The organism is Streptomyces sp. NPDC104226, from assembly GCF_055584085.1.
This window is the reverse complement of sequence record NZ_JBVJMS010000008.1, coordinates 331,016-356,428: the sequence shown is the minus strand read 5'-3', so window position 1 is coordinate 356,428 and position 25,413 is coordinate 331,016. Positions and strand designations below refer to the sequence as shown.

The 25,413-nt window shown below is 71.0% G+C and carries 25 protein-coding genes; 1 reads left to right on the top strand and 24 read right to left on the bottom strand.

Features of this window, described 5'->3' with window-relative positions:
* Positions 1 to 69: 69 nt before the first annotated feature.
* The 14 genes from coaBC to pyrR form a co-directional block, all read right to left on the bottom strand.
* Entirely contained in the window at positions 70 to 1,284 is a 1,215-nt protein-coding gene (coaBC, locus tag ACZ60J_RS25975) for a bifunctional phosphopantothenoylcysteine decarboxylase/phosphopantothenate--cysteine ligase CoaBC (RefSeq protein ID WP_469685381.1), read from the bottom strand.
* Positions 1,285 to 1,394: 110 nt separating this feature from the next.
* Positions 1,395 to 1,667, bottom strand: coding sequence for a DNA-directed RNA polymerase subunit omega (rpoZ, locus tag ACZ60J_RS25970; protein WP_004948662.1), 273 nt, complete (start codon positions 1,665 to 1,667; stop codon positions 1,395 to 1,397).
* Positions 1,668 to 1,747: 80 nt separating this feature from the next.
* Positions 1,748 to 2,311, bottom strand: coding sequence for a guanylate kinase (gene gmk / locus ACZ60J_RS25965; RefSeq protein ID WP_469685379.1), 564 nt, complete (start codon positions 2,309 to 2,311; stop codon positions 1,748 to 1,750).
* 61 nt (positions 2,312 to 2,372) lie between these two features.
* Positions 2,373 to 2,696 (bottom strand): integration host factor, actinobacterial type, encoded by a 324-nt coding sequence (gene mihF, locus ACZ60J_RS25960; protein ID WP_243334344.1) that lies wholly within the window; start codon positions 2,694 to 2,696, stop codon positions 2,373 to 2,375.
* Positions 2,697 to 2,941: 245 nt separating this feature from the next.
* The gene (locus ACZ60J_RS25955) at positions 2,942 to 3,925 is read right to left on the bottom strand and encodes a dihydroorotate dehydrogenase (protein WP_469685377.1); all 984 of its coding nucleotides are present in this window, start codon (positions 3,923 to 3,925) and stop codon (positions 2,942 to 2,944) included.
* Entirely contained in the window at positions 3,922 to 4,779 is an 858-nt protein-coding gene (locus ACZ60J_RS25950) for a dihydroorotate dehydrogenase electron transfer subunit (RefSeq protein ID WP_469685375.1), read from the bottom strand. Before ACZ60J_RS25950 ends, ACZ60J_RS25955 begins: the two co-directional genes overlap by 4 nt.
* A gap of 334 nt (positions 4,780 to 5,113) precedes the next feature.
* Positions 5,114 to 5,956, bottom strand: a complete 843-nt coding sequence (gene pyrF / locus ACZ60J_RS25945; protein ID WP_469685374.1) for an orotidine-5'-phosphate decarboxylase — start codon at positions 5,954 to 5,956, stop codon at positions 5,114 to 5,116.
* The gene (locus ACZ60J_RS25940) at positions 5,953 to 7,062 is read right to left on the bottom strand and encodes a quinone-dependent dihydroorotate dehydrogenase (RefSeq protein ID WP_469685372.1); all 1,110 of its coding nucleotides are present in this window, start codon (positions 7,060 to 7,062) and stop codon (positions 5,953 to 5,955) included. Before ACZ60J_RS25940 ends, pyrF begins: the two co-directional genes overlap by 4 nt.
* Positions 7,063 to 7,141: 79 nt before the next feature.
* A complete protein-coding gene (carB, locus tag ACZ60J_RS25935) occupies positions 7,142 to 10,450 on the bottom strand; it encodes a carbamoyl-phosphate synthase large subunit (protein ID WP_469685370.1) in 3,309 nt (1,102 codons plus the stop codon).
* Positions 10,443 to 11,591 carry a glutamine-hydrolyzing carbamoyl-phosphate synthase small subunit gene (gene carA, locus ACZ60J_RS25930; RefSeq protein WP_469685369.1) on the bottom strand — a complete coding sequence of 383 codons (1,149 nt, stop codon included), beginning with the start codon at positions 11,589 to 11,591 and terminating at the stop codon, positions 10,443 to 10,445. The genes carB and carA overlap by 8 nt, the downstream gene beginning before the upstream one ends.
* Positions 11,588 to 12,169 carry a PH-like domain-containing protein gene (locus tag ACZ60J_RS25925; RefSeq protein ID WP_469685367.1) on the bottom strand — a complete coding sequence of 194 codons (582 nt, stop codon included), beginning with the start codon at positions 12,167 to 12,169 and terminating at the stop codon, positions 11,588 to 11,590. Before ACZ60J_RS25925 ends, carA begins: the two co-directional genes overlap by 4 nt.
* A complete protein-coding gene (locus ACZ60J_RS25920; protein ID WP_469685366.1) occupies positions 12,166 to 13,452 on the bottom strand; it encodes a dihydroorotase in 1,287 nt (428 codons plus the stop codon). The genes ACZ60J_RS25925 and ACZ60J_RS25920 overlap by 4 nt, the downstream gene beginning before the upstream one ends.
* 2 nt (positions 13,453 to 13,454) lie before the next feature.
* The gene (locus tag ACZ60J_RS25915) at positions 13,455 to 14,444 is read right to left on the bottom strand and encodes an aspartate carbamoyltransferase catalytic subunit (RefSeq protein WP_266959199.1); all 990 of its coding nucleotides are present in this window, start codon (positions 14,442 to 14,444) and stop codon (positions 13,455 to 13,457) included.
* Positions 14,445 to 14,550: 106 nt separating this feature from the next.
* Positions 14,551 to 15,144: a bifunctional pyr operon transcriptional regulator/uracil phosphoribosyltransferase PyrR gene (gene pyrR, locus ACZ60J_RS25910; protein ID WP_469685364.1), complete on the bottom strand. Its 594-nt coding sequence runs from the start codon at positions 15,142 to 15,144 to the stop codon at positions 14,551 to 14,553.
* Between the two features lie 240 nt (positions 15,145 to 15,384).
* Here pyrR and bldD point away from each other — a divergent pair, with 240 nt between their 5' ends.
* Positions 15,385 to 15,885 (top strand): transcriptional regulator BldD, encoded by a 501-nt coding sequence (bldD, locus tag ACZ60J_RS25905; protein ID WP_028814075.1) that lies wholly within the window; start codon positions 15,385 to 15,387, stop codon positions 15,883 to 15,885.
* Between the two features lie 177 nt (positions 15,886 to 16,062).
* Here bldD and nusB read toward each other — a convergent pair whose 3' ends face one another.
* From nusB to ruvX, 10 genes are all read right to left on the bottom strand, one after another.
* Positions 16,063 to 16,500, bottom strand: a complete 438-nt coding sequence (gene nusB, locus ACZ60J_RS25900) for a transcription antitermination factor NusB (RefSeq protein WP_469685362.1) — start codon at positions 16,498 to 16,500, stop codon at positions 16,063 to 16,065.
* 2 nt (positions 16,501 to 16,502) lie between these two features.
* Positions 16,503 to 17,069: an elongation factor P gene (efp, locus tag ACZ60J_RS25895; RefSeq protein WP_266876513.1), complete on the bottom strand. Its 567-nt coding sequence runs from the start codon at positions 17,067 to 17,069 to the stop codon at positions 16,503 to 16,505.
* A gap of 59 nt (positions 17,070 to 17,128) precedes the next feature.
* Complete coding sequence (locus ACZ60J_RS25890) at positions 17,129 to 18,238, bottom strand: M24 family metallopeptidase (protein ID WP_469685360.1); 1,110 nt, start codon at positions 18,236 to 18,238, stop codon at positions 17,129 to 17,131.
* 104 nt (positions 18,239 to 18,342) lie between these two features.
* Positions 18,343 to 19,110, bottom strand: a complete 768-nt coding sequence (locus ACZ60J_RS25885) for an AAA family ATPase (RefSeq protein WP_469685359.1) — start codon at positions 19,108 to 19,110, stop codon at positions 18,343 to 18,345.
* A gap of 152 nt (positions 19,111 to 19,262) precedes the next feature.
* Positions 19,263 to 20,354: a 3-dehydroquinate synthase gene (gene aroB, locus ACZ60J_RS25880; RefSeq protein ID WP_469685357.1), complete on the bottom strand. Its 1,092-nt coding sequence runs from the start codon at positions 20,352 to 20,354 to the stop codon at positions 19,263 to 19,265.
* Entirely contained in the window at positions 20,351 to 20,833 is a 483-nt protein-coding gene (locus ACZ60J_RS25875) for a shikimate kinase (protein ID WP_469685608.1), read from the bottom strand. The genes aroB and ACZ60J_RS25875 overlap by 4 nt, the downstream gene beginning before the upstream one ends.
* 44 nt (positions 20,834 to 20,877) lie before the next feature.
* Positions 20,878 to 22,062: a chorismate synthase gene (gene aroC / locus ACZ60J_RS25870; RefSeq protein WP_469685355.1), complete on the bottom strand. Its 1,185-nt coding sequence runs from the start codon at positions 22,060 to 22,062 to the stop codon at positions 20,878 to 20,880.
* A gap of 191 nt (positions 22,063 to 22,253) precedes the next feature.
* Positions 22,254 to 23,081, bottom strand: a complete 828-nt coding sequence (locus tag ACZ60J_RS25865; RefSeq protein ID WP_469685354.1) for a shikimate dehydrogenase — start codon at positions 23,079 to 23,081, stop codon at positions 22,254 to 22,256.
* A 6-nt stretch (positions 23,082 to 23,087) separates the two neighbouring features.
* Complete coding sequence (gene mltG / locus ACZ60J_RS25860; RefSeq protein WP_469685353.1) at positions 23,088 to 24,815, bottom strand: endolytic transglycosylase MltG; 1,728 nt, start codon at positions 24,813 to 24,815, stop codon at positions 23,088 to 23,090.
* A gap of 127 nt (positions 24,816 to 24,942) precedes the next feature.
* Entirely contained in the window at positions 24,943 to 25,413 is a 471-nt protein-coding gene (gene ruvX / locus ACZ60J_RS25855) for a Holliday junction resolvase RuvX (RefSeq protein ID WP_469685351.1), read from the bottom strand.

Sequence of the window (25,413 nt, the reverse complement as noted above, 5' to 3'; positions counted from 1 at the left end):
TTATGGGAGCCGTGTGACCTGCGACACTCCATTCTTACCCAAGGATCAGCCTGCGGAAAGGGCCTCCGCTCAGGCGCGTCGCGCCGCGAGTCGCGGGGCGACCTGATCCCAAATGACGTCTGCCAGCGATTCCTTCGGACCGTAGGGGACGCCGAGCTCGCTTCCGTCGGAGGACAGGATGACCGCCTCGTTCCCCTCGGAACCAAAGGTCTTCGCCTCACCCACCTCGTTGACGACGAGAAGGTCACATCCCTTGCGGAGGAGCTTGCTCCGCCCGTTGGCGAGTACGTCGTCGGTCTCGGCGGCGAAACCCACCACGACCTGGCCCTCCCGGGCGCGGTCCGCGGAAATCTCCGCGAGAATGTCCGGATTACGCACAAGAATGACCGGCGCGGGCTCCTGCCCGTCCTTCTTCTTGATCTTTCCGCCCGCGTACTCGGCCGGCCGGAAGTCGGCCACGGCGGCGGCCATCACCACCGCGTCGGCGTCCGCGGCGGCCGCGAGCACGGCCTCGCGCATCTGCAGGGCCGTGCCGACCCGTACGAGGTCCACCCCGGCGGGGTCGGCGAGCGCGGTGTTGGCGGAGACCAGGGTGACCCGGGCCCCGCGGGCGACGGCGGTACGGGCGAGGGCGTAGCCCTGCTTGCCGGAGGAGCGGTTGCCGAGGAAGCGGACCGGGTCCAGGGGTTCGCGCGTACCGCCCGCGCTGATCACCACGTGCCGGCCGGCGAGGTCGGGCTCGGCCACCCCGCGGGCCAGGACCCTGGTGCACACCTCGAAGATCTCCTCGGGGTCGGGCAGCCGCCCCTTGCCGGTGTCCTTGCCGGTGAGCCGGCCGACCGCGGGCTCGATGACCACGGCTCCGCGGCGGCGCAGCGTGGCCACGTTCTCCTGGGTGGCCGGGTGCTCCCACATCTCGGTGTGCATCGCGGGTGCGAACACCACCGGGCAGCGGGCGGTGAGCAGGGTGTTGGTGAGCAGGTCGTCGGCCAGCCCGTGGGCGGCCTTGGCCAGCATGTCGGCGGTGGCCGGGGCGACGACCACGAGGTCGGCGGACTGCCCGATGCGCACGTGCGGCACCTCGTGGACGGTCTCCCAGACCTCGGTGGAGGCCGGGTTCCCCGAGAGGGCGGCCCATGTGGCCTCCCCGACGAAGTTCAGCGACGCCGCCGTCGGCACCACGCGCACGTCGTGCCCGGACTCGGTGAGCCGGCGCAGCAGCTCGCACGCCTTGTAGGCGGCGATGCCGCCGCTTACTCCGAGCACGACCTTCGGCTTACCCACCACACACGCCCCTTCGGCTGACGACCGCTACGAACCCAAGACATACCACTGACGCACCACAGGCCCGGCAGATGGTCTGCCGGGCCTGTGGTGAAAGGAAAACTCGTGCCTTACTGAGCCGGGGCCTCGATGGCCTCGGAGGTCAGCAGACCCGCGTTGATCTCGCGCAGCGCGATCGAAAGCGGCTTCTCGTGGACGTGGGTGTCCACCAGCGGGCCGACGTACTCGAGCAGGCCCTCACCGAGCTGCGAGTAGTACGCGTTGATCTGACGCGCGCGCTTGGCCGCGTAGATCACGAGGCTGTACTTCGAGTCCGTGGCCTCGAGCAGCTCGTCGATCGGCGGGTTGATGATGCCCTCGGGCGCAGTAATGGAAGAGGACACGCTCTACCTTCCGAAGATGGGGTTAAGACCTAGAAGTGTCGAATCCGGACCGTCCGGACCGGTTGAACACCGGTCAACGGTCAGACGACATTCATCAAGGCTAGCAGCTCGCGCGCGACGTCCTCGACCGAGGTGTTGACCAGGGTGGTGTCGAACTCGGATTCGGCAGCCAGTTCGATCTTGGCGGCACCGAGCCTGCGCTCGACGACCTCCGCGGTCTCGGTGCCCCGGCCGGTGAGCCGGCGGACCAGCTCGTCCCAGCTCGGAGGCGCCAGGAAGACCAGCTGTGCCTCGGCCATGGACTCGCGTACGAGCCGTGCGCCCTGGAGGTCGATCTCCAGCAGGACCGGCTCGCCGTTCTCCAGGCGTTCCAGCACTGCGCCGCGCGGTGTGCCGTAGCGGTTGCCCGCGAACTCGGCCCACTCCAGCAGCTCGCCATTGGCGATCAGCTTGTCGAACTCGTCGTCGTTGACGAAGAAGTAGTGGACTCCGTGCCGTTCACCAGGCCGCGGCTTGCGGGTGGTGGCCGACACCGAGAGCCAGACCTCGGGGTGAACCTTGCGCATATGCGCGACGACCGTGCTCTTGCCGACCCCCGAAGGGCCGGAGAGCACGGTCAGCCGCGGACGAACCTCTGCTGCCATAGAGCGATTATCCAGCTTCTCGGGACTGCCTGAGAACGCCGGGAGAACTTCGGACGACGCCTTAGGCGGCGTTGCCGCCGAACTCGCGCTCCAGAGAGGCGATCTGGTTGGAACCGAGACCTCGGACACGCCGGGACTCGGAGATGCCGAGGCGCTCCATGAGCTGCTTGGCGCGCACCTTGCCGACGCCGGGCAGGGACTCCAGGAGAGCGGAAACCTTCATCTTGCCGATGACGTCGTTCTCCTGCCCCAGCTTGATGACGTCGTGCAGGGAAGCGCCGGAGTGCTTGAGTCGATTCTTCACCTCGGCCCGCTCCCGGCGAGCCGCGGCGGCCTTTTCGAGCGCTGCTGCGCGCTGTTCAGGGGTAAGGGGCGGAAGAGCCACGCCTACGTCACCTCGGATGTCGAACTGTCGGATACGGACCAGTGAAATGCCGGAAGGCATCACACCAGGCGAGCCTCCGAACAGCGGTGGTGCTCGATCGCTGCTCGTTCACTCTGCTCGGAGACTAGCGGCCATGGCCGCTCTAGTCAGCGAGAACGGACGAAAAGTCCTGGTCAGCCTCCACTGAACCGTACATCACGGACAAACCACCCCGGATTTGTCCGGTGAAAGACGTTCGAATTTCGTCAGAGCGTGCGATGGGAGCGTCCGACGGCGTCCTCGAACGCCCCGATCCCGCGTGCGGCGAGCGCCGCGCGCAGGTCGTCGCGGATCCTCAGGGGCGCGGACGGATCGTTGAACAGGGCGGTCCCGACCGCCACGCCCGAAGCTCCGGCGAGGACGAATTCGAGCGCGTCCCGGCCGGAGGCGATCCCGCCCATTCCGAGGATGGGGACCTGCCGGACGGCGCCGGCCAGCATGGCCCCGTACACCTGGAAGACGCAGCGGACGGCGACCGGCCGGATCGCCGGGCCGGAGAGGCCTCCGGTGACCCCGGCGAGGGCCGGGCGCAGGGTGTCGGTGTCGATGGCCATCCCGAGGACGGTGTTGATCATCGAGAGCCCGTCCGCGCCCGCGTCCGTACACGCGGCCGCGATGTCGGTGATCCGCGTCACGTCGGGGGTCAGCTTGGCGTAGACAGGCAGCGCGGGGTCGGCCGCCGCCTTGACCACCTCGAAGGAGGCCTCGGCGTCGCAGGCGAAGACGAGGCCGCGGTTCGCGACGTTGGGGCAGGAGATGTTGGCCTCGATCCCGACCACGCCGGGCTGCCCGGTCAGCCGGCCGGCCGCCTCGGCGAACTCCTCCGTCCGCTCCCCCGCGACCGATACGAGCACCCGCGCCCCGCGCTCGGCCAGCCAGGGCAGCTCGTGCTCGACGAAGTGGTCGATGCCGGAGCCCTGGAGTCCGATGGAGTTCAGCATCCCGCTGGGGGTCTCGGCCATCCGGGGCGTGGCGCGGCCGGAGCGGACGTACGGCATCACGGTCTTGGTGGTGAGGGTGCCGAGCTCGTGCAGGGGCGTGAACCGGTGCAGCTCGCGGCCGTAGCCGGCGCAGCCCGAGGCGGTGGAGACGGGGTTGGGGAGGGTGACGCGGGCGCCGAGGGGCGCGGACATGTCCACGTCTTCGGGGTTCAGCTGGTTCAGCTGGTTCAGCTGGTTGAGGGGGTTCACCGCTCGCTCGCCTTCGGGGTCATGGCGGCCGCGCCTTCGAGGTCCGAGGGCAGGGTTCCGGCGTCGTCCCAGCGGACGCTGGAACCGTCGAAAACGGGGCCGGATGTGCAGGAGCGAAGGAAACGGGTGACGCCGTCGGGGCCCGTGACGGGCAGGACGCAGCTCATGCAGATCCCGATCCCGCAGGCCATGGCCTCCTCGACGGCGGTGTGGCTGGCGGCTCCGGCGGCGGTGGCGATCTCCGTGACGGCCTTGAGCATCCCCATGGGGCCGCAGGAGTGGACCTCGGTGGCGCCGGTCACCGCGATGGCCTCGGGGAGCACGTCGGTCACCCGGCCCCGCCGTCCGGCCGAACCGTCGTCGGTGACCACGTACACGTGCTCGCCGAGGGCCTCGGCCCGCTCGACTCCGAACAGCCGGTCCTTGGTGGCCGCACCGAGCACGAAGGCGACCCGGCCGCCGCGGCCGAGGATCTCCTCGGCGAGGGCGAACATCGGGGCGCTGCCGTAGCCGCCGGCGACGAGGACCGCGCCGACCGGGCCGTCGGGCAGCGGGAAGGGGGTGCCGAGGGGGGCGATGAGGTCCACGGTGTCGCCGGGGCGGTGTGCGGCCAGCGCCCTGGTTCCGCGGCCGGCCTCGGCGAAGACGAACTCGACGGTGCCGGTCGCCGGGTCGGCGCGGTGGATGGAGAACGCGCGGCGGAGCAGGGTGCTGGTGTCCCGGCCGCCGATGGCGAGGGCGCCGAAGTGGCCCGGGCGCACGCCCGTGACGCCGGGGGCGTCGAGGACCAGGTGGTGGTAGGCCCCGACGGGCGTGATCCGCCGGATGGCGGCGGTGGTCTGTACTGGGGGCACGCGGGGCGCTCCGTCCGGGGTAGGGGCCTTGACCCCCCACCCGATGATCACCCCGGGACCCCCCGCAGCACACCGGTCCGAAGCCCCGACCCTCCGGGCCGTACGCCCCGGGGCACCCTCCGCGGGGCGGAGTTCCCCTACCCGCCCTTCGCCCGTTCCCCGGACTCCGCCCGGACCCCTCCTGGGGCTCCGCCCCAGACCCCGCGCCTCAAACGCCGGCGAGGCTGGATTCATCCAGCCCGTCCGGCGTTTGAGGACCGGGTCCGGGCAGCGCCCGGGGAACGGTGGAAGGGCGGGTAGGGGACTTCGCCCCGCAGGGCTGCGCCGGCGGCGGCTACGCCGCCACGGTCGTGCGGATCTCGTCCGCGAAGGCCTGCGCCGAGGCGCGGAGCGCGCCCGCGTCGGGGCCGTGCCGCAGGACGCCCCGCGACACGTTCGGCACGACGTTGCGCACGGCCTCGCCGAACACCGCCGGCAGGTCCGCCGCGGTGGCGCCCTGCGCGCCGATGCCGGGGGCCAGCAGCGGCCCGTTGATGTCCAGGTCGAAGGAGGACAGGTCCCCCAGCGTCGCCCCGACCACGGCTCCGAAGGAGCCCATCGGCTCGGCTCCCGCGTTCTCCGCCGCGAGGTGCGCCAGCATCGTCGCCCCGATCGTGCGACCGTCCGACCGGACCGCCCGCTGGACCTCCGCACCCTCCGGGTTGGAGGTCAGCGCGAGGACGAACAGGCCGGCCCCGGACTCCCGCGCCAGGTCGACGGCCGGCTTCAGCGAGCCGTAGCCGAGGTACGGGGAGACCGTCAGCGCGTCGGAGAACAGCGGCGAGGAGGGCGAGAGGAAGGTCTCCGCGTACGCGGCCATCGTCGAGCCGATGTCACCCCGCTTCGCGTCCATGACGACCAGCGCGCCCGCCGCACGGGCGTCGGCCACCGTCTGCTCCAGGACCGCGATCCCGCGCGAGCCGAACCGCTCGAAGAACGCCGCCTGCGGCTTGAAGACCGCGACCGAGTCGGCCAGCGCCTCGACCACCGTGCGGGAGAACCTCTCCAGGCCCGCGACGTCGTCGTTCAGGCCCCAGGAGGCCAGCAGCGCGGCGTGCGGGTCGATGCCGACGCAGAGCGGTCCGCGGGTGTCCATGGCCTCGCGCAGCCGCGTACCGAAGGGGATGACAGAGCTCACAGGGCGGCCTTTCGGGTTTCCGCGCCCACCGCTTCGGCGAGCGTCGCGTACGGGCTGGCGGCCAGGCGCGCGGCCAGGCCCTTGTGGATGGCGCGGGCGTAGCAGGGGCCCTCGTAGATGAAGGCGCTGTAGCCCTGGACCAGGCTGGCGCCGGCCAGGATCCGCTGCCAGGCGTCCTCGGCGTTCTCGATGCCGCCGACGCCGACCAGGACCAGCTGGTCGCCCACGCGGGCGTACAGCCGCCGCAGGACCTCCAGCGAGCGCTCCTTGACGGGGGCGCCGGACAGGCCGCCGGTCTCCTTGATCAGCGCGGGGTCGGACTTCAGGCCGAGGCCCTCGCGGGCGATCGTGGTGTTCGTGGCGATGATGCCGTCCAGGCCCAGTTCCAGCGCCAGGTCGGCGACGGCGTCCACGTCCTCGTCGGCGAGGTCCGGCGCGATCTTGACGAGGAGCGGGACCCGCCGGCCGGTCACGGCCCGGTCCGCCGCCTCGCGCACGGCGCTGAGCAGCGGGCGCAGCGACTCGGTGGCCTGGAGGTTGCGCAGGCCCGGGGTGTTCGGGGAGGAGACGTTGACGACGAGGTAGTCCGCGTGCCGGGCGAGGCGCTCGGTGGAGGCGACGTAGTCGGCGACGGCCTCCTCCTCGGGGACGACCTTGGTCTTGCCGATGTTGACGCCGACGACCGTCTTGAAGACGGGGTTGCGGGCGGCCAGGCGGTCGGCGACGGCCGCGGAGCCCTCGTTGTTGAAGCCCATGCGGTTGATCAGCGCGCGGTCGGGGACCAGCCGGAACAGCCGCTTCTTCGGGTTGCCGGGCTGGGCTTCGGCGGTGACGGTGCCGATCTCGATGTGGTCGAAGCCGAGCATCGACATCCCGTCGATGGCGACGGCGTTCTTGTCGAAGCCGGCCGCGAGCCCGAAGGGGCCGTGCATCCGCAGGCCGAGGGCCTCGGTGCGCAGGGATGCGTACCGGGGGGCGAGGTAGGCGGCGACGAAGGTGCGCAGCACCGGGGTGCGGGCCGCGAGGCGGATCCAGCGGAAGGCCATGTAGTGGGCCTGCTCCGGGTCCATCCGCTTGAAGACGAGGTTGAAGAACAGTTTGTACATCGTCCGAAATATCCCTTTGACGCTCATGAAAGGGGGGACACCGGTCGCTGTCGCCGATGCCCCCCTTTCGTACGGGCTGCTAGTCGCGGGCCGCCGTCAGGCGCTCCGCGTGCTCCTGGAGCGAGCGGACGCCCACGTCGCCGCGGTTGAGCGCGTCGATGCCCTGGACGGCCGCGGCGAGCGCCTGGACCGTGGTGAGGCACGGGACCCCGCGGGCCACGGCGGCCGTACGGATCTCGTAGCCGTCGAGGCGGCCACCGGTGCCGTACGGGGTGTTGACGATCAGGTCGACCTGGCCGTCGTGGATGAGCTGGACGACGGTCTTCTCGCCGTCCGGGCCCTCGCCCTCGCTGAGCTTGCGCACGACGGTGGCGTTGATGCCGTTGCGGCGCAGGACCTCGGCGGTGCCGGAGGTGGCCATCAGCTCGAAGCCGTGGGCGACGAGCTCGCGCGCCGGGAAGATCATCGTGCGCTTGTCGCGGTTGGCGACGGAGATGAAGGCGCGGCCCTTGGTGGGCAGCGGGCCGTAGGCGCCGGCCTGCGACTTGGCGTACGCCGTGCCGAAGACGGAGTCGATGCCCATGACCTCGCCGGTGGAGCGCATCTCCGGGCCGAGGACGGTGTCGACGCCGCGGCCGTGGATGTCGCGGAAGCGCGACCACGGCATGACGGCCTCCTTGACGGAGATCGGCGCGTCGAGCGGCAGGGTGCCGCCGTCGCCGGTCTTCGGGAGCATGCCCTCTTCGCGGAGCTCGGCGATGGTGGCGCCGAGCGAGATGCGGGCGGCGGCCTTCGCGAGCGGGACCGCGGTCGCCTTCGAGGTGAAGGGGACCGTCCGGGAGGCGCGCGGGTTGGCCTCCAGGACGTAGAGGATGTCACCCGCCATCGCGAACTGGATGTTGATCAGACCGCGGACGCCGACGCCCTTGGCGATGGCCTCGGTGGAGGCGCGCAGCCGCTTGATGTCGTAGCCGCCGAGGGTGATCGGGGGCAGGGCGCAGGCCGAGTCGCCGGAGTGGATGCCGGCTTCCTCGATGTGCTCCATGACGCCGCCGAGGTAGAGCTCGGTGCCGTCGTAGAGGGCGTCGACGTCGATCTCGATCGCGTCGTCGAGGAACCGGTCGACCAGCACGGGGCGGGTCGGCGAGATCTCGGTGGACTCGGCGATGTACGAGGACAGCCGGTCCTCGTCGTAGACGATCTCCATGCCGCGGCCGCCGAGCACGTACGAGGGGCGTACGAGGACGGGGTAGCCGATCTCGTCGGCGATGGCCTTGGCGCCGGCGAAGGTGGTGGCGGTGCCGTGCTTGGGGGCGGGCAGGCCGGCCTCGGCGAGGACCTGGCCGAAGGCGCCGCGGTCCTCGGCGGCGTGGATGGCCTCCGGCGGGGTGCCGACGACCGGGACGCCGTTGTCCTTGAGGGCCTGCGCGAGGCCCAGCGGGGTCTGGCCGCCGAGCTGGACGACGACGCCGGCGATGGGGCCCGCGAGGGACTCGGCGTGGACGATCTCCAGCACGTCTTCGAGCGTCAGCGGCTCGAAGTACAGGCGGTCGGAGGTGTCGTAGTCCGTGGAGACGGTCTCGGGGTTGCAGTTGACCATCACGGTCTCGTAGCCGGCGTCGCTGAGGGCGAAGGAGGCGTGGACGCAGGAGTAGTCGAACTCGATGCCCTGGCCGATGCGGTTCGGGCCGGAGCCCAGGATGATGACCGCGGGCTTCTCGCGCGGGGCGACCTCGGACTCCTCGTCGTAGGAGGAGTAGAAGTACGGGGTCTTCGCGGCGAACTCGGCGGCGCAGGTGTCGACCGTCTTGTAGACCGGGCGGACGCCGAGCGCGTGGCGGACCTCGCGGACGACGTCCTCGCGCAGGCCGCGGATCTCGGCGATCTGGCTGTCGGAGAAGCCGTGGCGCTTGGCCTCGGCGAGCAGCTCGGGCTCGAGCTTCTCGGCGGCGGCGAGCTCGTCCGCGATCTCCTTGATGAGGAAGAGCTGGTCGACGAACCAGGGGTCGATCTTCGTGTACTCGAAGACCTCTTCCTGGGTGGCGCCGGCGCGGATGGCCTGCATGACGGTGTTGATGCGGCCGTCGGTCGGGCGGACCGCGGTGGCGAGGAGCTCTTCCTTGTCGCCGGTGGGGCCGACGAAGGTGAACTGCGAGCCCTTCTTCTCCAGCGAGCGCAGGGCCTTCTGCAGGGCCTCGGTGAAGTTGCGGCCGATGGCCATGGCCTCGCCCACCGACTTCATGGTGGTGGTGAGGGTGGCGTCGGCCAGCGGGAACTTCTCGAAGGCGAAGCGCGGGGCCTTGACGACGACGTAGTCGAGGGACGGCTCGAAGGAGGCCGGCGTCTTCTCGGTGATGTCGTTGGGGACCTCGTCGAGCGTGTAGCCGATGGCCAGCTTGGCGGCGATCTTGGCGATCGGGAAGCCGGTGGCCTTCGACGCGAGCGCGGAGGACCGGGACACGCGCGGGTTCATCTCGATGACGATGACGCGGCCGTCGACCGGGTCGATCGCGAACTGGATGTTGCAGCCGCCGGTGTCGACGCCGACCTCGCGGATGATCGCGATGCCGATGTCGCGCAGCCGCTGGTACTCGCGGTCGGTGAGCGTCATCGCCGGGGCGACCGTGATGGAGTCGCCGGTGTGGACGCCCATCGGGTCGAAGTTCTCGATGGAGCAGACGACGACGACGTTGTCCTTGGTGTCGCGCATCAGCTCCAGCTCGTACTCCTTCCAGCCGAGGATGGACTCCTCCAGGAGCACCTCGGTGGTCGGGGAGAGCATGAGGCCCTGGCCGGCGATGCGGCGCAGCTCGTCCTCGTCGTGGGCGAAGCCGGAGCCGGCGCCGCCCATGGTGAAGGAGGGGCGCACGACGACGGGGTAGCCGCCGAGGGTGTCCACACCCTGGATGACGTCGTCCATCGTGTGGCAGATGACCGAGCGGGCGGACTCGCCGTAGCCGATCTTGGCGTTGACGGCCTCGACGACACCCTTGAAGAGGTCGCGGTCCTCGCCCTTGTTGATCGCCTCGACGTTGGCGCCGATGAGCTCGACACCGTACTTCTCCAGCACACCCTGCTCGTGCATGGAGATGGCGGTGTTCAGCGCGGTCTGGCCGCCGAGGGTCGGGAGCAGCGCGTCGGGGCGCTCCTTCGCGATGATCTTCTCGACGAACTCGGGGGTGATCGGCTCGACGTACGTGGCGTCGGCGATCTCCGGGTCGGTCATGATCGTGGCGGGGTTGGAGTTCACCAGGATCACCCGCAGGCCCTCGGCCTTGAGGATGCGGCAGGCCTGGGTCCCGGAGTAGTCGAACTCGGCGGCCTGGCCGATGACGATCGGGCCGGAGCCGATGACCAGGACGGACTGGATATCGGTGCGCTTAGGCACGCTCGGCCTCCATCAGATTCACGAAACGGTCGAAGAGGTACGCGGCGTCGTGCGGGCCGGCAGCTGCCTCGGGGTGGTACTGGACGGAGAAGGCCGGCTGGTCGAGCAGCTGGAGGCCTTCCACGACGTTGTCGTTCAGGCAGACGTGGGAGACCTCGGCGCGGCCGTAGGCGGTGTCCGAGACCTTGTCGAGGGGCGCGTCCACGGCGAAGCCGTGGTTGTGCGCGGTGATCTCGACCTTGCCGGTGGTGCGGTCCTGCACCGGCTGGTTGATGCCGCGGTGGCCGTACTTCAGCTTGTAGGTGCCGAAGCCGAGCGCGCGGCCCAGGATCTGGTTGCCGAAGCAGATGCCGAAGAGCGGGGTCTTGCGGGCGAGGACGCCCTGCATGACGGAGACCGCGTGGTCGGCGGTGGCCGGGTCGCCCGGGCCGTTGGAGAAGAACACGCCGTCGGGGTTGACCGCGTACACGTCCTCCACGGTGGCGGTGGCGGGGAGCACGTGCACCTCGATGCCGCGCTCGGCCATCCGGTGCGGGGTCATGCCCTTGATGCCGAGGTCCACGGCGGCGACGGTGTACTTCTTCTCGCCGATCGCGGGGACGACGTACGTCTCCTTGGTGGCGACCTCGGCGGAGAGGTCGGCGCCCTTCATCTGCGGGGCGGCCTGGACCTTGGCCAGCAGCGCCTCGTCGCGGACGCCCTCCCAGGCCTCGCCCGAGAAGATGCCGACGCGCATGGCGCCGCGCTCGCGCAGGTGGCGGGTGAGGGCGCGGGTGTCGACTCCGGAGATGCCGACGACGCCCTGCTTGACGAGCTCCTCGTCGAGCGAGCGCACGGAGCGCCAGTTGGAGGGGACGCGGGCGGGGTCGCGTACGACGTAGCCGGAGACCCAGATGCGGGAGGACTCGGGGTCCTCGTCGTTGACGCCGGTGTTGCCCACGTGCGGGGCGGTCATCACGACGACCTGCCGGTGGTACGACGGGTCGGTGAGGGTCTCCTGGTAGCCGGTCATGCCGGTGGAGAACACGGCCTCGCCGAAGGTCTCCCCCACAGCGCCGTAGGCGCGGCCGCGGAAGATGCGACCGTCCTCCAGGACGAGTACGGCGGGAGCTTTGGCTGCTCCCCTGGTGGAGGTCGTCATCGTTCGGCGCCTTCCGTCGTGGTGAGTGAGTGGTTCATGTCGTTGATCGCTTCGACCCAGGCGGCGTGTTCCGCCGCACGGTCGGAGCGGAATCCGGAGTCGATCAGCCTGTCGCCGTGCGCCCATGTGACGACGAGGAGACCGCCCTCGGTGAGTACCTTGCCCGCGATTCCCTTGTCGAGGCGGGCGCCGCGCAGCTGCGCGGCCGGTACGAAGAAGTCGGTGGCACCCGGTCGGACCACGTCGAGGCCCGCGTCGGTGAGCGCGAGCTCGACCCGGCTGCGGACGCCCAGTCCGTGGGCGACGATGCGGTCGAGCCACTGCCCGGCGGTGGTGGACCCGTGGTACCGGCCGGTCAGGGCCAGCCGGTGCTCGGGGAGACCGCCGGGGGCGGCGGGCAGCTCCGGCAGATCGCTCTGCAGGGTGCCGCGCCATTTCCAGCCCTGCCGCATCAGCCAGTACACGAAGGCGATGAAGACGAGCAGACCGATCACCCACGCGATGCGGGCGCCCCAGTCCGTCACCTCCGCCGACTGTCGCGTCGCCTCGGCGGCCAGTTGGATTACTGCAGGTGTCACGCCAGCGTCCCGTCCACGACCGTTGCCCGGCCCCGCAGGAAGGTGTGAGTGACGCGACCCGGCAGCTCACGGCCCTCGTAAGGCGTGTTGCGGCTGCGGGAAGCGAAGTGTGCGGGGTCCACGACACCACGGTACGAGGTATCGACCAAGGTCAGGTTCGCGGGTTCACCTGCCGAGACGGGGCGTCCGTGGTTCGGGAGGCTGCCGATGCGCGCCGGGGCGAAGGACATGCGCTCGGCCACGCCCGCCCAGTCGAGCAGTCCGGTCTCCACCATCGTCTGCTGGACGACGGAGAGCGCGGTCTCCAGGCCCACCATGCCCATGGCGGCGGCGGCCCACTCGCAGTCCTTGTCCTCGTGCGGGTGCGGGGCGTGGTCGGTGGCGACGATGTCGATCGTGCCGTCGGCCAGCGCCTCGCGCAGGGCCATGACGTCGGCCTCGGTGCGCAGCGGCGGGTTGACCTTGTAGACCGGGTTGTACGAGCGCACGAGCTCGTCGGTGAGGAGCAGGTGGTGCGGGGTGACCTCGGCGGTCACGTCGATGCCGCGGGACTTGGCCCAGCGGATGATCTCGACGGAGCCGGCGGTGGAGAGGTGGCAGATGTGGACCCGGGAGCCGACGTGCTCGGCGAGCAGGACGTCGCGGGCGATCACCGATTCCTCGGCGACGGCCGGCCAGCCGCCCAGGCCGAGCTCGGCGGAGACGATGCCCTCGTTCATCTGGGCGCCCTCGGTGAGGCGGGGCTCCTGGGCGTGCTGGGCGACGACGCCGCCGAAGGCCTTCACGTACTCCAGGGCGCGGCGCATGATCACCGCGTCGTCCACGCACTTGCCGTCGTCCGAGAAGACGGTGACGCGGGCGGCGGACTCGTGCATGGCGCCCAGCTCGGAGAGCTGCTTGCCTTCGAGGCCGACGGTGACGGCGCCGATGGGCTGGACGTCGCAGTAGCCGGACTCCTTGCCCAGGCGCCACACCTGCTCGACGACGCCGGCGGTGTCGGCGACGGGGAAGGTGTTGGCCATGGCGAAGACGGCGGTGTAGCCGCCGGAGGCGGCGGCGCGGGTGCCGGTGAGGACGGTCTCGGAGTCCTCGCGGCCGGGCTCGCGCAGGTGGGTGTGGAGGTCGACGAGGCCGGGGAGGAGGACCTGGCCCGCGGCTTCGACGACGGTGGCGTCGCCTGCGTCGAGGTCCGTGCCCACGGCGGAGATGGTCTCGCCGTCGATCAGGACGTCCTGGACGTCTCCACCGAGTACCTTCGCGCCACGGATAAGGATCTTGCTCATGGTTACTTGCTCTCCTCGGTGCGGGGCGTGCTGGCGGTGGTGACGGCGGGCTCGGAGCCTCCGAGCAGCAGGTACAGGACGGCCATGCGGATCGAGACGCCGTTGGTGACCTGCTCGATGACCGTGCACCGGTCGGAGTCGGCGACCTCGGCGGTGATCTCCATGCCGCGGACCATCGGGCCGGGGTGCATCACGATGGCGTGCTCGGGCATGCGGGCCATCCTGGCGCCGTCCAGGCCGTAGCGGCGGGAGTACTCGCGCTCCGTCGGGAAGAAGGCGGCGTTCATCCGCTCGCGCTGCACCCGCAGCATCATCACGGCGTCGGACTTCGGCAGCACCTCGTCCAGGCTGTACGAGATCTCGCACGGCCAGGCCTCGACGCCGACGGGCACCAGGGTCGGCGGGGCCACCAGGGTGACCTGGGCGCCGAGGGTGTGCAGCAGGTGGACGTTGGAGCGGGCGACCCGGCTGTGCAGGACGTCGCCGACGATGGTGATCCGGCGGCCGTTCAGGTCCTTGCCGAGCCCGGCGTCCTTGCCGACCAGGCGGCGGCGCATGGTGAAGGCGTCGAGCAGGGCCTGGGTGGGGTGCTCGTGGGTGCCGTCGCCGGCGTTGATCACCGGGGCGTCGATCCAGCCGGAGGTGGCGAGCCGGTAGGGCGCGCCGGAGGCGTGGTGGCGGATGACGACCGCGTCGACGCCCATGGCCTCCAGGGTCTGGGCGGTGTCCTTGAGGGACTCGCCCTTGGAGACGCTGGACCCCTTGGCCGCGAAGTTGATGACGTCGGCGGAGAGGCGCTTCTCGGCGGCCTCGAAGGAGATCCGGGTCCGGGTCGAGTCCTCGAAGAAGAGGTTGCAGATCGTGCGGCCGCGCAGGGTGGGCAGCTTCTTGATCGGCCGGTCCGCGACGCGGGCCATCTCCTCGGCGGTGTCGAGGATCAGGACGGCGTCGTCGCGCGTGAGATCGGCGGCCGAGATGAGGTGGCGCTTCATCCGGGTGCTCCGTAAGTCGGTGGGGCAGACAGGCGGGCTGGCTTGGGGTGCGCAGGGCAGGGCAGGCTGCGGCGCGGACCCGAGGGGCCCGGCCGTAGGCGAGGGGCTACTGCCCGGCTGCCCGGTCGGTCCGCTGGCCGAGCAGCACGGCGTCGCGGCCGTCCTCCTCCTGGACCTGGACCTGGACGTTCTCCCGCAGCGACGTGGGGAGGTTCTTGCCGACGTAGTCGGCGCGGATCGGCAGTTCGCGGTGGCCGCGGTCGACGAGGACCGCGAGCTGCACCGCGCGGGGGCGGCCGATGTCGCCGAGGGCGTCGAGGGCGGCGCGGATGGTGCGGCCGGAGAAGAGGACGTCGTCGACGAGGACGACCAGGCGGCCGTCGATGTCGTCGCCGGGAATCTCGGTGCGGCCGATCGCCCGGGCGGGCTTCATCCGCAGGTCGTCGCGGTACATGGTGATGTCGAGGGAGCCGACCGGGATCTTCACACCGGTGATCTCTTCGAGCTTGGCGGCCAGCCGGCGGGCGAGGAAGACACCGCGGGTGGGAATGCCGAGGAGCACCACGTCGTCGGCGCCCTTGGCGCGTTCGACGATTTCGTGGGCGATGCGGGTCAGAACACGGGCGATGTCCTGCGCTTCGAGAACGGGGCGCATGACGTCGGCATCGGTGCCGCTGTTCCGAGACTGCTGGGTGTCCATGAAAAGGACCTCCTTCTCCGCCTCACGGGACGGACCTTAAAGGACGTCGGATGTACGCGTTCCACGGTACCAGGGGGATTCCCGCGACCGGACATCGGGGCAGCCCAGGACCCCTCTTACGTGGGCGTTGGCGACCATTCGGCTTGACGCATCCAAGTAACGCTGCGTAACCTCACAGTGAGTTACCAGCCGCGCGGCGGAGCCGCACGTGGTCATGTCGTCACAGCGTCCGGGAGCGTTATGTCCAGCGAATACGCCAAGCAGCTCGGGGCCAAGCTCCGCGCCATCCGCACCCAGCAGGGCCTTTCCCTCCACGGTGTCGAGGAGAAGTCCCAGGGCCGGTGGAAGGCCGTGGTGGTCGGTTCCTACGAGCGCGGAGACCGCGCCGTGACCGTCCAGCGTCTCGCCGAGCTGGCGGACTTCTACGGGGTTCCCGTCCAGGAGCTGCTGCCGGGTACGACCCCCGGCGGAGCGGCCGAGCCGCCGCCGAAGCTGCGCCTGGACCTGGAGCGCCTCGCCCACGTCCCCGCCGAGAAGGCCGGCCCGCTGCAGCGTTACGCGGCGACCATCCAGAGCCAGCGCGGCGACTACAACGGCAAGGTGCTCTCGATCCGCCAGGACGACCTGCGCACCCTCGCCGTCATCTACGACCAGTCGCCCTCGGTCCTGACCGAGCAGCTCATCAGCTGGGGCGTCCTGGACGCGGACGCGCGTCGCGCGGTGGCGCACGAGGACGTCTAGTCCCCCGAGCCTCAGCAGAAACGTTTACCGGTGGGTGCCGGGAGCCTGTCAGGCTCCCGGCACCCACCGGCTTTTTCATGCCCGTACACGGGCCCTCGGGCCCCATCGGCGCGTACGACGGAGGGCCCGCAGCGCGCGTGCGCTGCGGGCCCTCCGTTCTCGCCGTACCGGCGCGCGTCAGCTCTCGCTGCGGCGCAGCTTCGGCTTGAGGTCCTTGAAGCGGCCCAGCAGTCCGTTCACGAACGAGGGCGACTCGTCCGTGGAGAACTCCTTGGCCAGCTGGACGGCCTCGTCGATGGCCACGGCGTCCGGGGTTCCGTCGACCCAGATCAGCTCGTAGGCACCGAGACGCACGATGTTCCGGTCCACGACCGGCATGCGGTCGAGGTCCCAGTCCACGGCGTAGGTGGCGATCAGATCGTCGATGCGGTCCACCTTGTCGGCGTACCCCTCGACGAGCTCCATGGTGAACTCGTTCACCGGGGGCTGACGGTCGGTGTCCGACCGCGAGTGGCGGACCCAGTCCGCGAGGACCTCCCGCACGGAGACCCCGCGCTGGTCGGCCTCGAACAGGATCTGGAAAGCGCGCTTGCGCGCGTTGCTCCGGGCAGCCACGGTTAGCTGTTCACCCGGCCGAGGTAGTCGCTGGTGCGGGTGTCGACCTTGATCTTCTCGCCGGTGTTGATGAAGAGCGGGACCTGGATCTCGTGGCCCGTCTCCAGCGTCGCCGGCTTGGTGCCACCGGTGGAGCGGTCGCCCTGGACGCCCGGGTCGGTGTGCTCGATGGTCAGCTCGACGGCGGCCGGGAGCTCGACGTAGAGCACCTCGCCCTCGTGGCGGGCCACGGAGGCGGTGAAGCCCTCGATCAGGAAGTTGGCGGCGTCGCCGACGGCCTTCTTGTCGACCATCAGCTGGTCGAAGTCCTCCATGTCCATGAAGACGAAGTACTCGCCGTCCATGTAGGAGAACTGCATGTCGCGGCGGTCGATGGTGGCCGTCTCGACCTTGGTGCCGGCGTTGAACGTCTTGTCGACGACCTTGCCGGACATGACGCTCTTCAGCTTGGTGCGCACGAAGGCCGGGCCCTTGCCGGGCTTGACGTGCTGGAACTCGACGACGGACCAGAGCTGGCCACCTTCGAGCTTGAGCACCATGCCGTTCTTGAGGTCGTTCGTGGAAGCCACGGTTAGGAAATCTCCTGCACTGGAAGACCACGGGTGCGCGCACAGCCCGGCGGTGCGGGCTAGAGCGCGAGCAGCTCCTTGGTCGTAATGGTGAGTAGCTCGGGACCGCCGTCCGCCTCGGGGCGCACGACGAGCGTGTCATCGATCCGGACACCGCCCCGGCCGGGGAGGTGAACCCCCGGTTCGACGGTGACCGGCACGCAAGCGTCCAGTTTACCCATGGCCGTAGGTGCAAGCTGCGGGTCCTCGTCGATTTCGAGCCCGACTCCGTGTCCGGTCCACGCCGCGAGGGCCTCGCCGTGACCTGCGGAGTCGAGGACGGAGCGGGCCGCATGATCCACGTCGCGGTACGCGGCCCCGGGCAGCAGGGCCTCCCGGCCCGCCCGCTGGGCGGCGAAGACCAGGTCGTAGAGCTCGATCTGCCAGTCGGCGGGGGTCGTGCCGATCACGAAGGTGCGGCCGATCTCGCACCGGTAGCCCCGGTAGTTCGCACCGAGGCAGACGGAGAGGAAATCACCCTCCTCGACCCGCCGGTCCGAGGGCCGGTGCCGGGAGCGGCCGGAGTGCGGGCCCGTGCCGACGGAGGTCGGGAAGGCGGGACCGTCCGCCCCGTGGTCCACGAGCCGGCGTTCCAGCTCCAGGGCGAGGTGCCGTTCGGTGCGGCCCACGAGGATCGATTCCAGCAGCTCCCCGAGGGCCTGGTCGGCGATCTCGGCGGCGATCCGCAGGCAGGCGATCTCCTCCTCGTCCTTGACGAGGCGCTGCTGCTCCACGGCGGTGCCCAGATCGGCGAGGCGCAGTCGGGGGGCCACCGAGCCGATGGCCCGGTGCCGGCCGACGGTGAGGTGGTGTTCCTCGACGGCGAGGGAGTCGGCGCGGGCGGCGGAGGCCGCGTCGGCCGCCGCGACGGCGGGATCCGATCCCGGGCCGGCCAGCACGGAGAGCCGCAGGTTCTCGTCGAGCCGTCCCTCGTCTGCCTCCCCGGAGGGCTGCCCGGCGCAGAACAGCATGTCCTCGCCGCTCGGACCGACCAGCAGGACCGCACCCAGCGGCGACGCCCCGGAGAGGTAGCGGACGTTCGCCGGACGCGTGATGAGTGCGGCGGCGTTTCCGGCGGCCGCACAGCGGTCGCGAAGCAGGCCCCGGCGGGCCGCGTACACGTCTGACATGTTTCCGAGCCTACGAGCGCTGCGCCCATCCGGCCTGGTGAGCGCCGCCGTACGGGGGCCGGGCGCGGCCCCGCGGGCGCCGTGGGCGCGCGCGGGCGCGGATGTCAGTAGGCGGGTTGCGAGATGACCCGGGCCAGGGTCTCGTCCAGGGCGCGGGCGGTGCCCTCGACGTCCAGGTGGGAGTTGTCGATGATCGGCAGCCCGGATCCGTACCAGCCGGCCATGCGGCCGTGGATCCGCGCGACCTCCTCGTCGGAGAGGCGCCGGTTCCCGGAGCGGGCGGCGTTGCGTTCCAGGACGATCTCCAGGCCGGGCAGCAGCACGACGGGCAGCAGCGCGGGTCCCACGTGGCGCTTCCAGCCGCCGAGGCCCACCACCGGCCGGTCCGGGAACACGGCGTCGTCGAGGATGCACGAGATGCCGTTGGCCAGGAAGTTCCGGGCGGCGAAGCCGCAGGTGCGGCGGGCCAGGCGGTACTGGGCCTCGGAGTGGTCGTTCCATCCGGCCTGCGGGTCCGCGAAGCCCGAGCACACCCATTCCCGTACGTCGTCCAGGCTGATGTGCGCGGTGGGGACGGGCCGGGTGCCGGCCCAGTGGCGGGCCACCGTGGTCTTGCCGGCGCCCGCGGGGCCGATCAGCAGGACCGCGAGGACGGCTCCGCCGGTGCCGGGAGCGGCGGGAGGCAGCGGGACGTGCCCGGTGAACCCGTCCGGCGGACCCGGCGCGGCCTGCGGCGGAGCGGGCACGGAGGGCAGGGGAGGCACGGCCGGCACGGGCCAGCCGGTCACGGGCGGCACCACCGGCTGCGGGGGCGCCGCCGGGTGACGACTCCCCTGCGGCTCCCAGCCGCCGCCTCCCACTCCCTGCTGCATCCGCTGCCACTCCGTCTCGTTCCACCACGACTGATGCGAGAACGTTATATGACCCCGGCGGCCTGCCGGGTCACACGGTCGAGAGGTGGTCCGGTTCAAGCCGGTTCGGGCTGGTTCACACCGCCCCGAACCGGCTCGCACAGTGACCCGGATCAGGCGGTGACCTCGCCGAACGCCGCCACGAGGACGGCCGGGTCGGGACCCTCCAGGACGGTCGGCTTCGCCAGCCCGTCCAGGACGATGAAGCGCAGCAGGTCGCCGCGGGACTTCTTGTCGAGCTTCATGGTCTCCAGCAGCTTGGGCCACTGGTCGCCGCGGTAGGTCAGCGGCAGCCCCACCGAGGCGAGGACGGCCTTGTGCCGGTCCGCGGTCGCGTCGTCGAGCCGGCCAGCGAGCCGGCCCAGTTCGGCGGCGAAGACCATGCCGATCGAGACGGCCGCACCGTGGCGCCACTTGTAGCGCTCGTTCTTCTCGATGGCGTGCGCGAGGGTGTGCCCGTAGTTGAGGATCTCCCGCAGGCCCGATTCCTTGAGGTCGCTGGAGACCACGTCGGCCTTGACCTGGATGGAGCGGCAGATCAGCTCGGCCGTGTGCGGGCCGGCGGGCGTGCGCGCCGCTTCGGGGTCCGCCTCGATCAGGTCGAGGATCACCGGGTCGGAGATGAATCCGGCCTTGATGATCTCGGCGAGCCCGCTGACGTAGTCGTTAACCGGCAGCGAGTCCAGCGCCGCCAGGTCGCAGAGCACTCCGGCCGGCGGGTGGAAGGCGCCGACGAGGTTCTTGCCCTCGGCGGTGTTGATGCCGGTCTTGCCGCCGACGGCCGCGTCCACCATCGCCAGGATGGTGGTCGGGACGGCGATCCAGCGCACCCCGCGCAGCCAGGAGGCCGCGACGAAGCCCGCGAGGTCGGTGGTGGCTCCGCCGCCGACGCCGACGACGGCGTCGCTGCGGGTGAAGCCGGACTGGCCCAGCGCCTTCCAGCAGTACGCCGCCACCTCGGCCGTCTTGGCCTCTTCGGCGTTCGGCACCTGGATGGCGATGGCCTCGTACCCCTGCGCGGCGAGGTCGTCCCGCAGGGCCTCACCGGTCGAGGCGAGCGCCTCGGGGTGGATCACGGCGACCCGCTGGGCCTTCGTACCGATCAGGGAGCCGAGCTCGCCGAGCAGCTGCCGGCCGACCAGCACCTCGTACGCGTCGTGCCCGGCGCTCGCGCCGACCTGGATCCGCGTCACCTGGTCTGTCATGCGTTCTTCAACTCCAGAGCGTCGAGGACCGCCTGGGCGACCTCTTCGGGGGTACGGGCGTCGGTGGCCACCACGACGCGCGCGACTTCGGTGTACAGGTGCTGCCGGGCCTCCATCAGCTCGCGCCACTGGCGGCGCGGGTTGACGGCGAGCAGCGGGCGCGCGGCGCCGAGGCCCACACGCTTGACGGCTTCCTCGACGTCCATCGAGAGGTAGGCGACGGGCAGCCCGGTCAGCAGTCCGCGCGTCTTCTCGTCGAGGACGGCGCCGCCGCCGAGGGCGAGGACTCCCTCGTGTCCGGCGACGGCCGCGGCGACCGCCTCCCGCTCCAGCTCGCGGAAGTACGGTTCGCCCTCGTCCACGAAGATGTCGGAGATCTCCCGGCCCTGGGCCGCCACGATGTCGGCGTCGGTGTCCCGGTAGGAGACTCCGAGCCGCTGGGCGATCAGCTCGCCCACGGTGGACTTGCCGGACCCCATGGGGCCGACGAGGACCACCAGGGGTCCGTCCGCACGGGCGCCGGTCACCGGATCTGCAGGTTGTCGAGGTACGACTGGACGTTGCGGCGGGTCTCGGGGACCGAGTCGCCGCCGAACTTCTCGACGACGGCGTCAGCCAGCACCAGGGCGACCATGGCCTCGGCGACGATGCCCGCGGCGGGCACCGCACAGACGTCGGAGCGCTGGTGGTGCGCGACGGTGGCCTCGCCGGTGGCGACGTCCACGGTCGCGAGGGCCTTCGGCACGGTCGCGATCGGCTTCATCGCGGCGCGCACGCGCAGCAGCTCGCCGGTGGTGAGCCCGCCCTCGGTGCCGCCGGCGCGACCGGAGGTCCGCTTGAGGCCCTCGGGGGTGGAGACGATCTCGTCGTGGGCCTTGGAGCCGGGCACGCGGGCCAGCTCGAAGCCGTCGCCGACCTCGACGCCCTTGATGGCCTGGATGCCCATGAGCGCGGCCGCGAGGCGCGCGTCGAGGCGGCGGTCCCAGTGCACGTGCGAGCCGAGGCCGACGGGCACCCCGTAGGCGAGGACCTCCACGACGCCGCCGAGGGTGTCGCCGTCCTTGTGGGCCTGGTCGATCTCCGCGACCATCTGCTTCGACGCGTCGGCGTCGAGGCAGCGCACCGGGTCGGCGTCGAGCTTCTCGACGTCGGCGGGGGTCGGGTAGACGCCGTACGGGGCCTTGGCCGCGGCCAGCTCCACCACGTGGGAGACGATCTCGATGCCGGCCACCTCCTTGATGAAGGACCGGGCGACGGCGCCGAGGGCGACGCGGGCGGCGGTCTCCCGGGCGCTGGCGCGCTCCAGGATCGGCCGGGCCTCGGAGAAGCCGTACTTCTGCATGCCCGCGAGGTCGGCGTGACCGGGGCGGGGGCGGGTGAGCGCGGCGTTGCGGCCGGTCTCCTTCAGGAGCGAGGGGTCGACCGGGTCGGCCGACATCACGGTCTCCCACTTGGGCCACTCGCTGTTGCCGATCATGACGGCGACGGGGCCGCCCTGGGACAGGCCGTGGCGGACACCGCCGAGGATGGTGACCTCGTCCTGCTCGAACTTCATCCGGGCACCGCGGCCGTAGCCGAGCCGGCGCCGGGCCAGGTGTTCGGCCACCAGCTCCGTGGTGACCGGGACGCCGGCGGGAAGACCCTCCAGCGTCGCCACCAGCGCCGGGCCGTGCGATTCCCCGGCCGTCAGCCAACGCAACCTGCTCAACGATGCTCCTCGTGCTCGCGCCTGATCCGTCGATGGCGCGATCGGGTGCGCGGCCCTGACCCGCCTTCACCCGATCCTCCCATGTCCGGGCCCGGACACCGCCCTCCGGTCCAGCTATCGGACGGCGGCGCACCTCTGCCCGGGGCGAGATGTGGATCTAGGAAGCGATCGCGCAGGCGTTCCCGTGCCGCTCAGTGGCGGGCGCGCAGTGCCGCCTCGCCCGCGGCGCGCATCGCGGCGAGCGGGGCGGTGGGGCAGCCGGTCATCAGCTCGACCTGGAGGACCGCCTGGTGGACCAGGAGGTCGAGGCCGCCGAGGAGCTTGCCGCCCCGCTGCGTCCAGGCCGCCGCCAGGGGCGTGGGCCAGGGGTCGTACAGGACGTCGAAGAGGGTGCCCGTGGCGGCGGGCACGGAGCCGACCAGCTCGTCCGTGGCCCCGGCCGGGGTGGTGGCGATGACCAGCGGCGCGGCCAGCGCCTCGGCCGCCCGCGACCAGTCGGCCGTACGGACGTCCACGCCGAGCCGCTCGCCCCACTCGCGCATCTCCGCGGCGCGGGCCTCGGAGCGTACGTACGCCGTCACCTCGCCGGTGCAGATCCGGGCGAGTGCGGCGAGCGCCGAGGAGGCGGTGGCGCCCGCGCCGAGGACGGCGGCGGACTCCACCTTCTGGATGCCCTGCTCGCCCAGGGCGGCGAGCAGGCCGGGGATGTCGGTGTTGTCACCGACCCTGCGGCCGTCCTCGGTGAAGACGACGGTGTTGACGGTCTCCACGGAGGCGGCCGTGTCGCTGATCTCGTCGAGCAGCGGGATGACCGCCCGCTTGAGCGGCATGGTCAGCGACAGCCCGGCCCACTCGGGGCCGAGCTGTGCCATGAATCCGGGGAGCGCGGCCTCGTCGATCTCGAAGCGGTCGTACGACCGCTCCCCGAGGCCGAGCTCCTGGTACGCGGCGCGGTGCAGCACCGGCGAGAGGGAGTGCTCGATGGGCGAACCCAGCACCGCGGCCCGTATCCGTGACATGTCCTGCTACCCGCCGTTCTTCTGCTTCTGTCGTTCCTGGAACTCGGCCACGAGCTTGAGGTGCTCGTCGTAGGTCTTGGTGAAGGTCGTCGTGTTGCCGTCGACCGACACGAAGAACATCCAGCCGCCGTGGTCCGGGCTGAGCGTAGCGGTCAGCGCGTCCATACCGGGGTTCCCGATCGGGCCGGGCGGCAGCCCCTTGACGTTGTGCGTGTTGTACGGGTTGACGAAGGCCTTGGCTTCCTTGAGGTTGAAGTTGATCTCGCTCTGGTTCTTGACGTAGTTGTACGTCGAGTCGAACTCGATCTTCTGGTTGGTGACGTCGTTGGTCTTCTTGAGGCGGTTGTAGACCACCTCCGACATCTTCCGGAAGTCGTCGTGGTTCTTGCCCTCGGCGTTGACGAGGCTGGCGACCGTGATCACCTGGAGCGGGTTCTCCAGGCCCAGCTCCTTGGCCTTGCCCTCGACCCCGAGCTCCGTGTACTTGTCGGTCGCGTTCTTGACCATCTGCTTGAGCAGGGACTCGGGAGTGCTGTCCTTGGTCAGGTCGTAGCGCATCGGGTACAGGAACCCCTCGAGGGGGTCGATGATCTTCGGGTCGTTGTTCGCCCATGCCGGCAGGCCGAGGGTCTTGGCCTGCTTGAAGGCGATGTCCTTGGTGGTGCCGGCCGGCTTCTCGAGCTTCTTGTCGATCGCGTCGTAGACCGTGCTGTTGCGCATGCCCTCGGTGACGGTGAGCACGTGCAGCTTGGAGGGGTCGATCATGACCTGGACCGCCGCGGCCGCCGACATCTTCTTCTTCAGCGGATAGACGCCGGGCTGGATCGCCTTGCCCTTGCCGTCCGGGGCGGCGTTGGCGGCGTCCACGAACGCCTGGGCGCTCGCGACGACGCCCGCCTCCTTGAGGATGCGGCCCATCTGGCCCAGGCCCGCGCCCTTGGGGATCTCGACGTCGATCGTCTCGTCGATGCCGTCGCCCGCGAAGTCCTCGGCCGCGCCGAACTTGTCCTTGATGAAGTTGTAGCCGTAGTAGCCGCCACCGCCGAGCACGCCGACGATGACCACGGCCGCGATGAGGCAGGCCATGCCGCTGCGCTTCTTCGGCTGACCGCCGGAGCGGCCCGACCGGCGGCCGCCTCGCCCGCCGTCGTCGCCGTCACCGTCGTCCTCGCCACCGTCTCCGCCGGCCAGGAAGGTGTCCGCGGCCTGGTCGGCCTTGGAGTCCTCTTCCGGCCAGTCCGCCTCCGTGTCGAGATGCCGCTGGCTCGGGGGCCGCGGCGGCGGGAAGGCCTCGGAGGTGCCGTAGAGGTCGGGGGCCTCGCCGGGGTAGCCGCTCGTCTGCTGCTGCGCGTACGGATCCGCACCCGCGTACGGGTCGGCAGCCTGCGGTGCCCCGGCGTAGTGGCCCTGCCCGGTGTCCCAGACCTGGCCCTGACCGCCGTACGAGTCGTGCTGTTGCGGGTGCTGCGGGTGCTGCTGGTACTGCTGCGGCTGCTGGGGATACGGCACCTGCTGCTGTTGCTGCGGGTACGGCATCTGCTGGGCCTGGGGGTACTGGCCCTGCTGCTGGTAGTAGCCCTGCTGGGGCGCAGGCTCCTGCTGGTACTGCTGCGGGTCACCGACGTAGGGCATCTGACCCTGCTGGGCCTCGTGCCCGGTCCACCCCTGGTCCCCGTACTGCGGGTCCTCGGGGTGCCACGGTTCGGGGCCAGGGCCCCGGCCATACTCAGTCATCGATCCCCTAGCGCGCCGCAGGGCGTTGGCCGCGGCTCCGTCTGCCACGACACACGGTGCCGCCTCGTCTGGTGGGCGACGGCTGTTCGAATGCCGTCACATGGCGCGGAACGTTACCGTATCGCGATCAGACAACCACTTCGACGCACTCACCGGGCGGATTACCTGATACCCGTTCGGTCTCCAGAGCGTTCTGCAGGATCACCACGGCGGCCGCCTGGTCGATGACCGACCGGCCCTTCTTCGCGTTCTTCCCCGAGGCCCGCAGGCCCTGGGCCGCGGTGACCGTGGTCATCCGCTCGTCCACCAGACGGACCGTCACGGGCTTGATCCCCTTGGCGAGTTCCGTGGCGAAGGCGCGGCACTTGGCCGCGGCCGGCCCCTCCCGCCCGCTGAGCGAGCGGGGCAGGCCGACCACCACCTCGATGGGCTCGTACTCCGCGACGAGCTGCCGCAGCCGCCGGTGGGCGAAGGGGATGTCCCGGCCCGGAACGGTCTCCACCGGTGTGGCCAACACCCCATCGGGGTCGCACGAGGCGACCCCGATCCGGGCGTCACCGACATCGATGGCCAGACGGCGGCCGCGGCGCAGTGTCAT

Excerpts from the sequence above, each read along its gene's own strand:
- gmk (WP_469685379.1), bottom strand. The coding sequence starts at position 2,311 with ATGGCAGCAGAGGTTCGTCCGCGGCTGACCGTGCTCTCCGGCCCTTCG.
- ACZ60J_RS25940 (WP_469685372.1), bottom strand. The coding sequence starts at position 7,062 with ATGTACAAACTGTTCTTCAACCTCGTCTTCAAGCGGATGGACCCGGAG.
- carA (WP_469685369.1), bottom strand. The coding sequence starts at position 11,591 with ATGACGACCTCCACCAGGGGAGCAGCCAAAGCTCCCGCCGTACTCGTC.
- ACZ60J_RS25920 (WP_469685366.1), bottom strand. The coding sequence starts at position 13,452 with ATGAGCAAGATCCTTATCCGTGGCGCGAAGGTACTCGGTGGAGACGTC.
- ACZ60J_RS25915 (WP_266959199.1), bottom strand. The coding sequence starts at position 14,444 with ATGAAGCGCCACCTCATCTCGGCCGCCGATCTCACGCGCGACGACGCC.
- pyrR (WP_469685364.1), bottom strand. The coding sequence starts at position 15,144 with ATGGACACCCAGCAGTCTCGGAACAGCGGCACCGATGCCGACGTCATG.
- bldD (WP_028814075.1), top strand. The coding sequence starts at position 15,385 with ATGTCCAGCGAATACGCCAAGCAGCTCGGGGCCAAGCTCCGCGCCATC.
- ACZ60J_RS25890 (WP_469685360.1), bottom strand. The coding sequence starts at position 18,238 with ATGTCAGACGTGTACGCGGCCCGCCGGGGCCTGCTTCGCGACCGCTGT.
- ACZ60J_RS25885 (WP_469685359.1), bottom strand. The coding sequence starts at position 19,110 with ATGCAGCAGGGAGTGGGAGGCGGCGGCTGGGAGCCGCAGGGGAGTCGT.
- aroB (WP_469685357.1), bottom strand. The coding sequence starts at position 20,354 with ATGACAGACCAGGTGACGCGGATCCAGGTCGGCGCGAGCGCCGGGCAC.
- ACZ60J_RS25875 (WP_469685608.1), bottom strand. The coding sequence starts at position 20,833 with ATGGGGTCCGGCAAGTCCACCGTGGGCGAGCTGATCGCCCAGCGGCTC.
- ACZ60J_RS25865 (WP_469685354.1), bottom strand. The coding sequence starts at position 23,081 with ATGTCACGGATACGGGCCGCGGTGCTGGGTTCGCCCATCGAGCACTCC.
- mltG (WP_469685353.1), bottom strand. The coding sequence starts at position 24,815 with ATGACTGAGTATGGCCGGGGCCCTGGCCCCGAACCGTGGCACCCCGAG.
- ruvX (WP_469685351.1), bottom strand. The coding sequence starts at position 25,413 with ATGACACTGCGCCGCGGCCGCCGTCTGGCCATCGATGTCGGTGACGCC.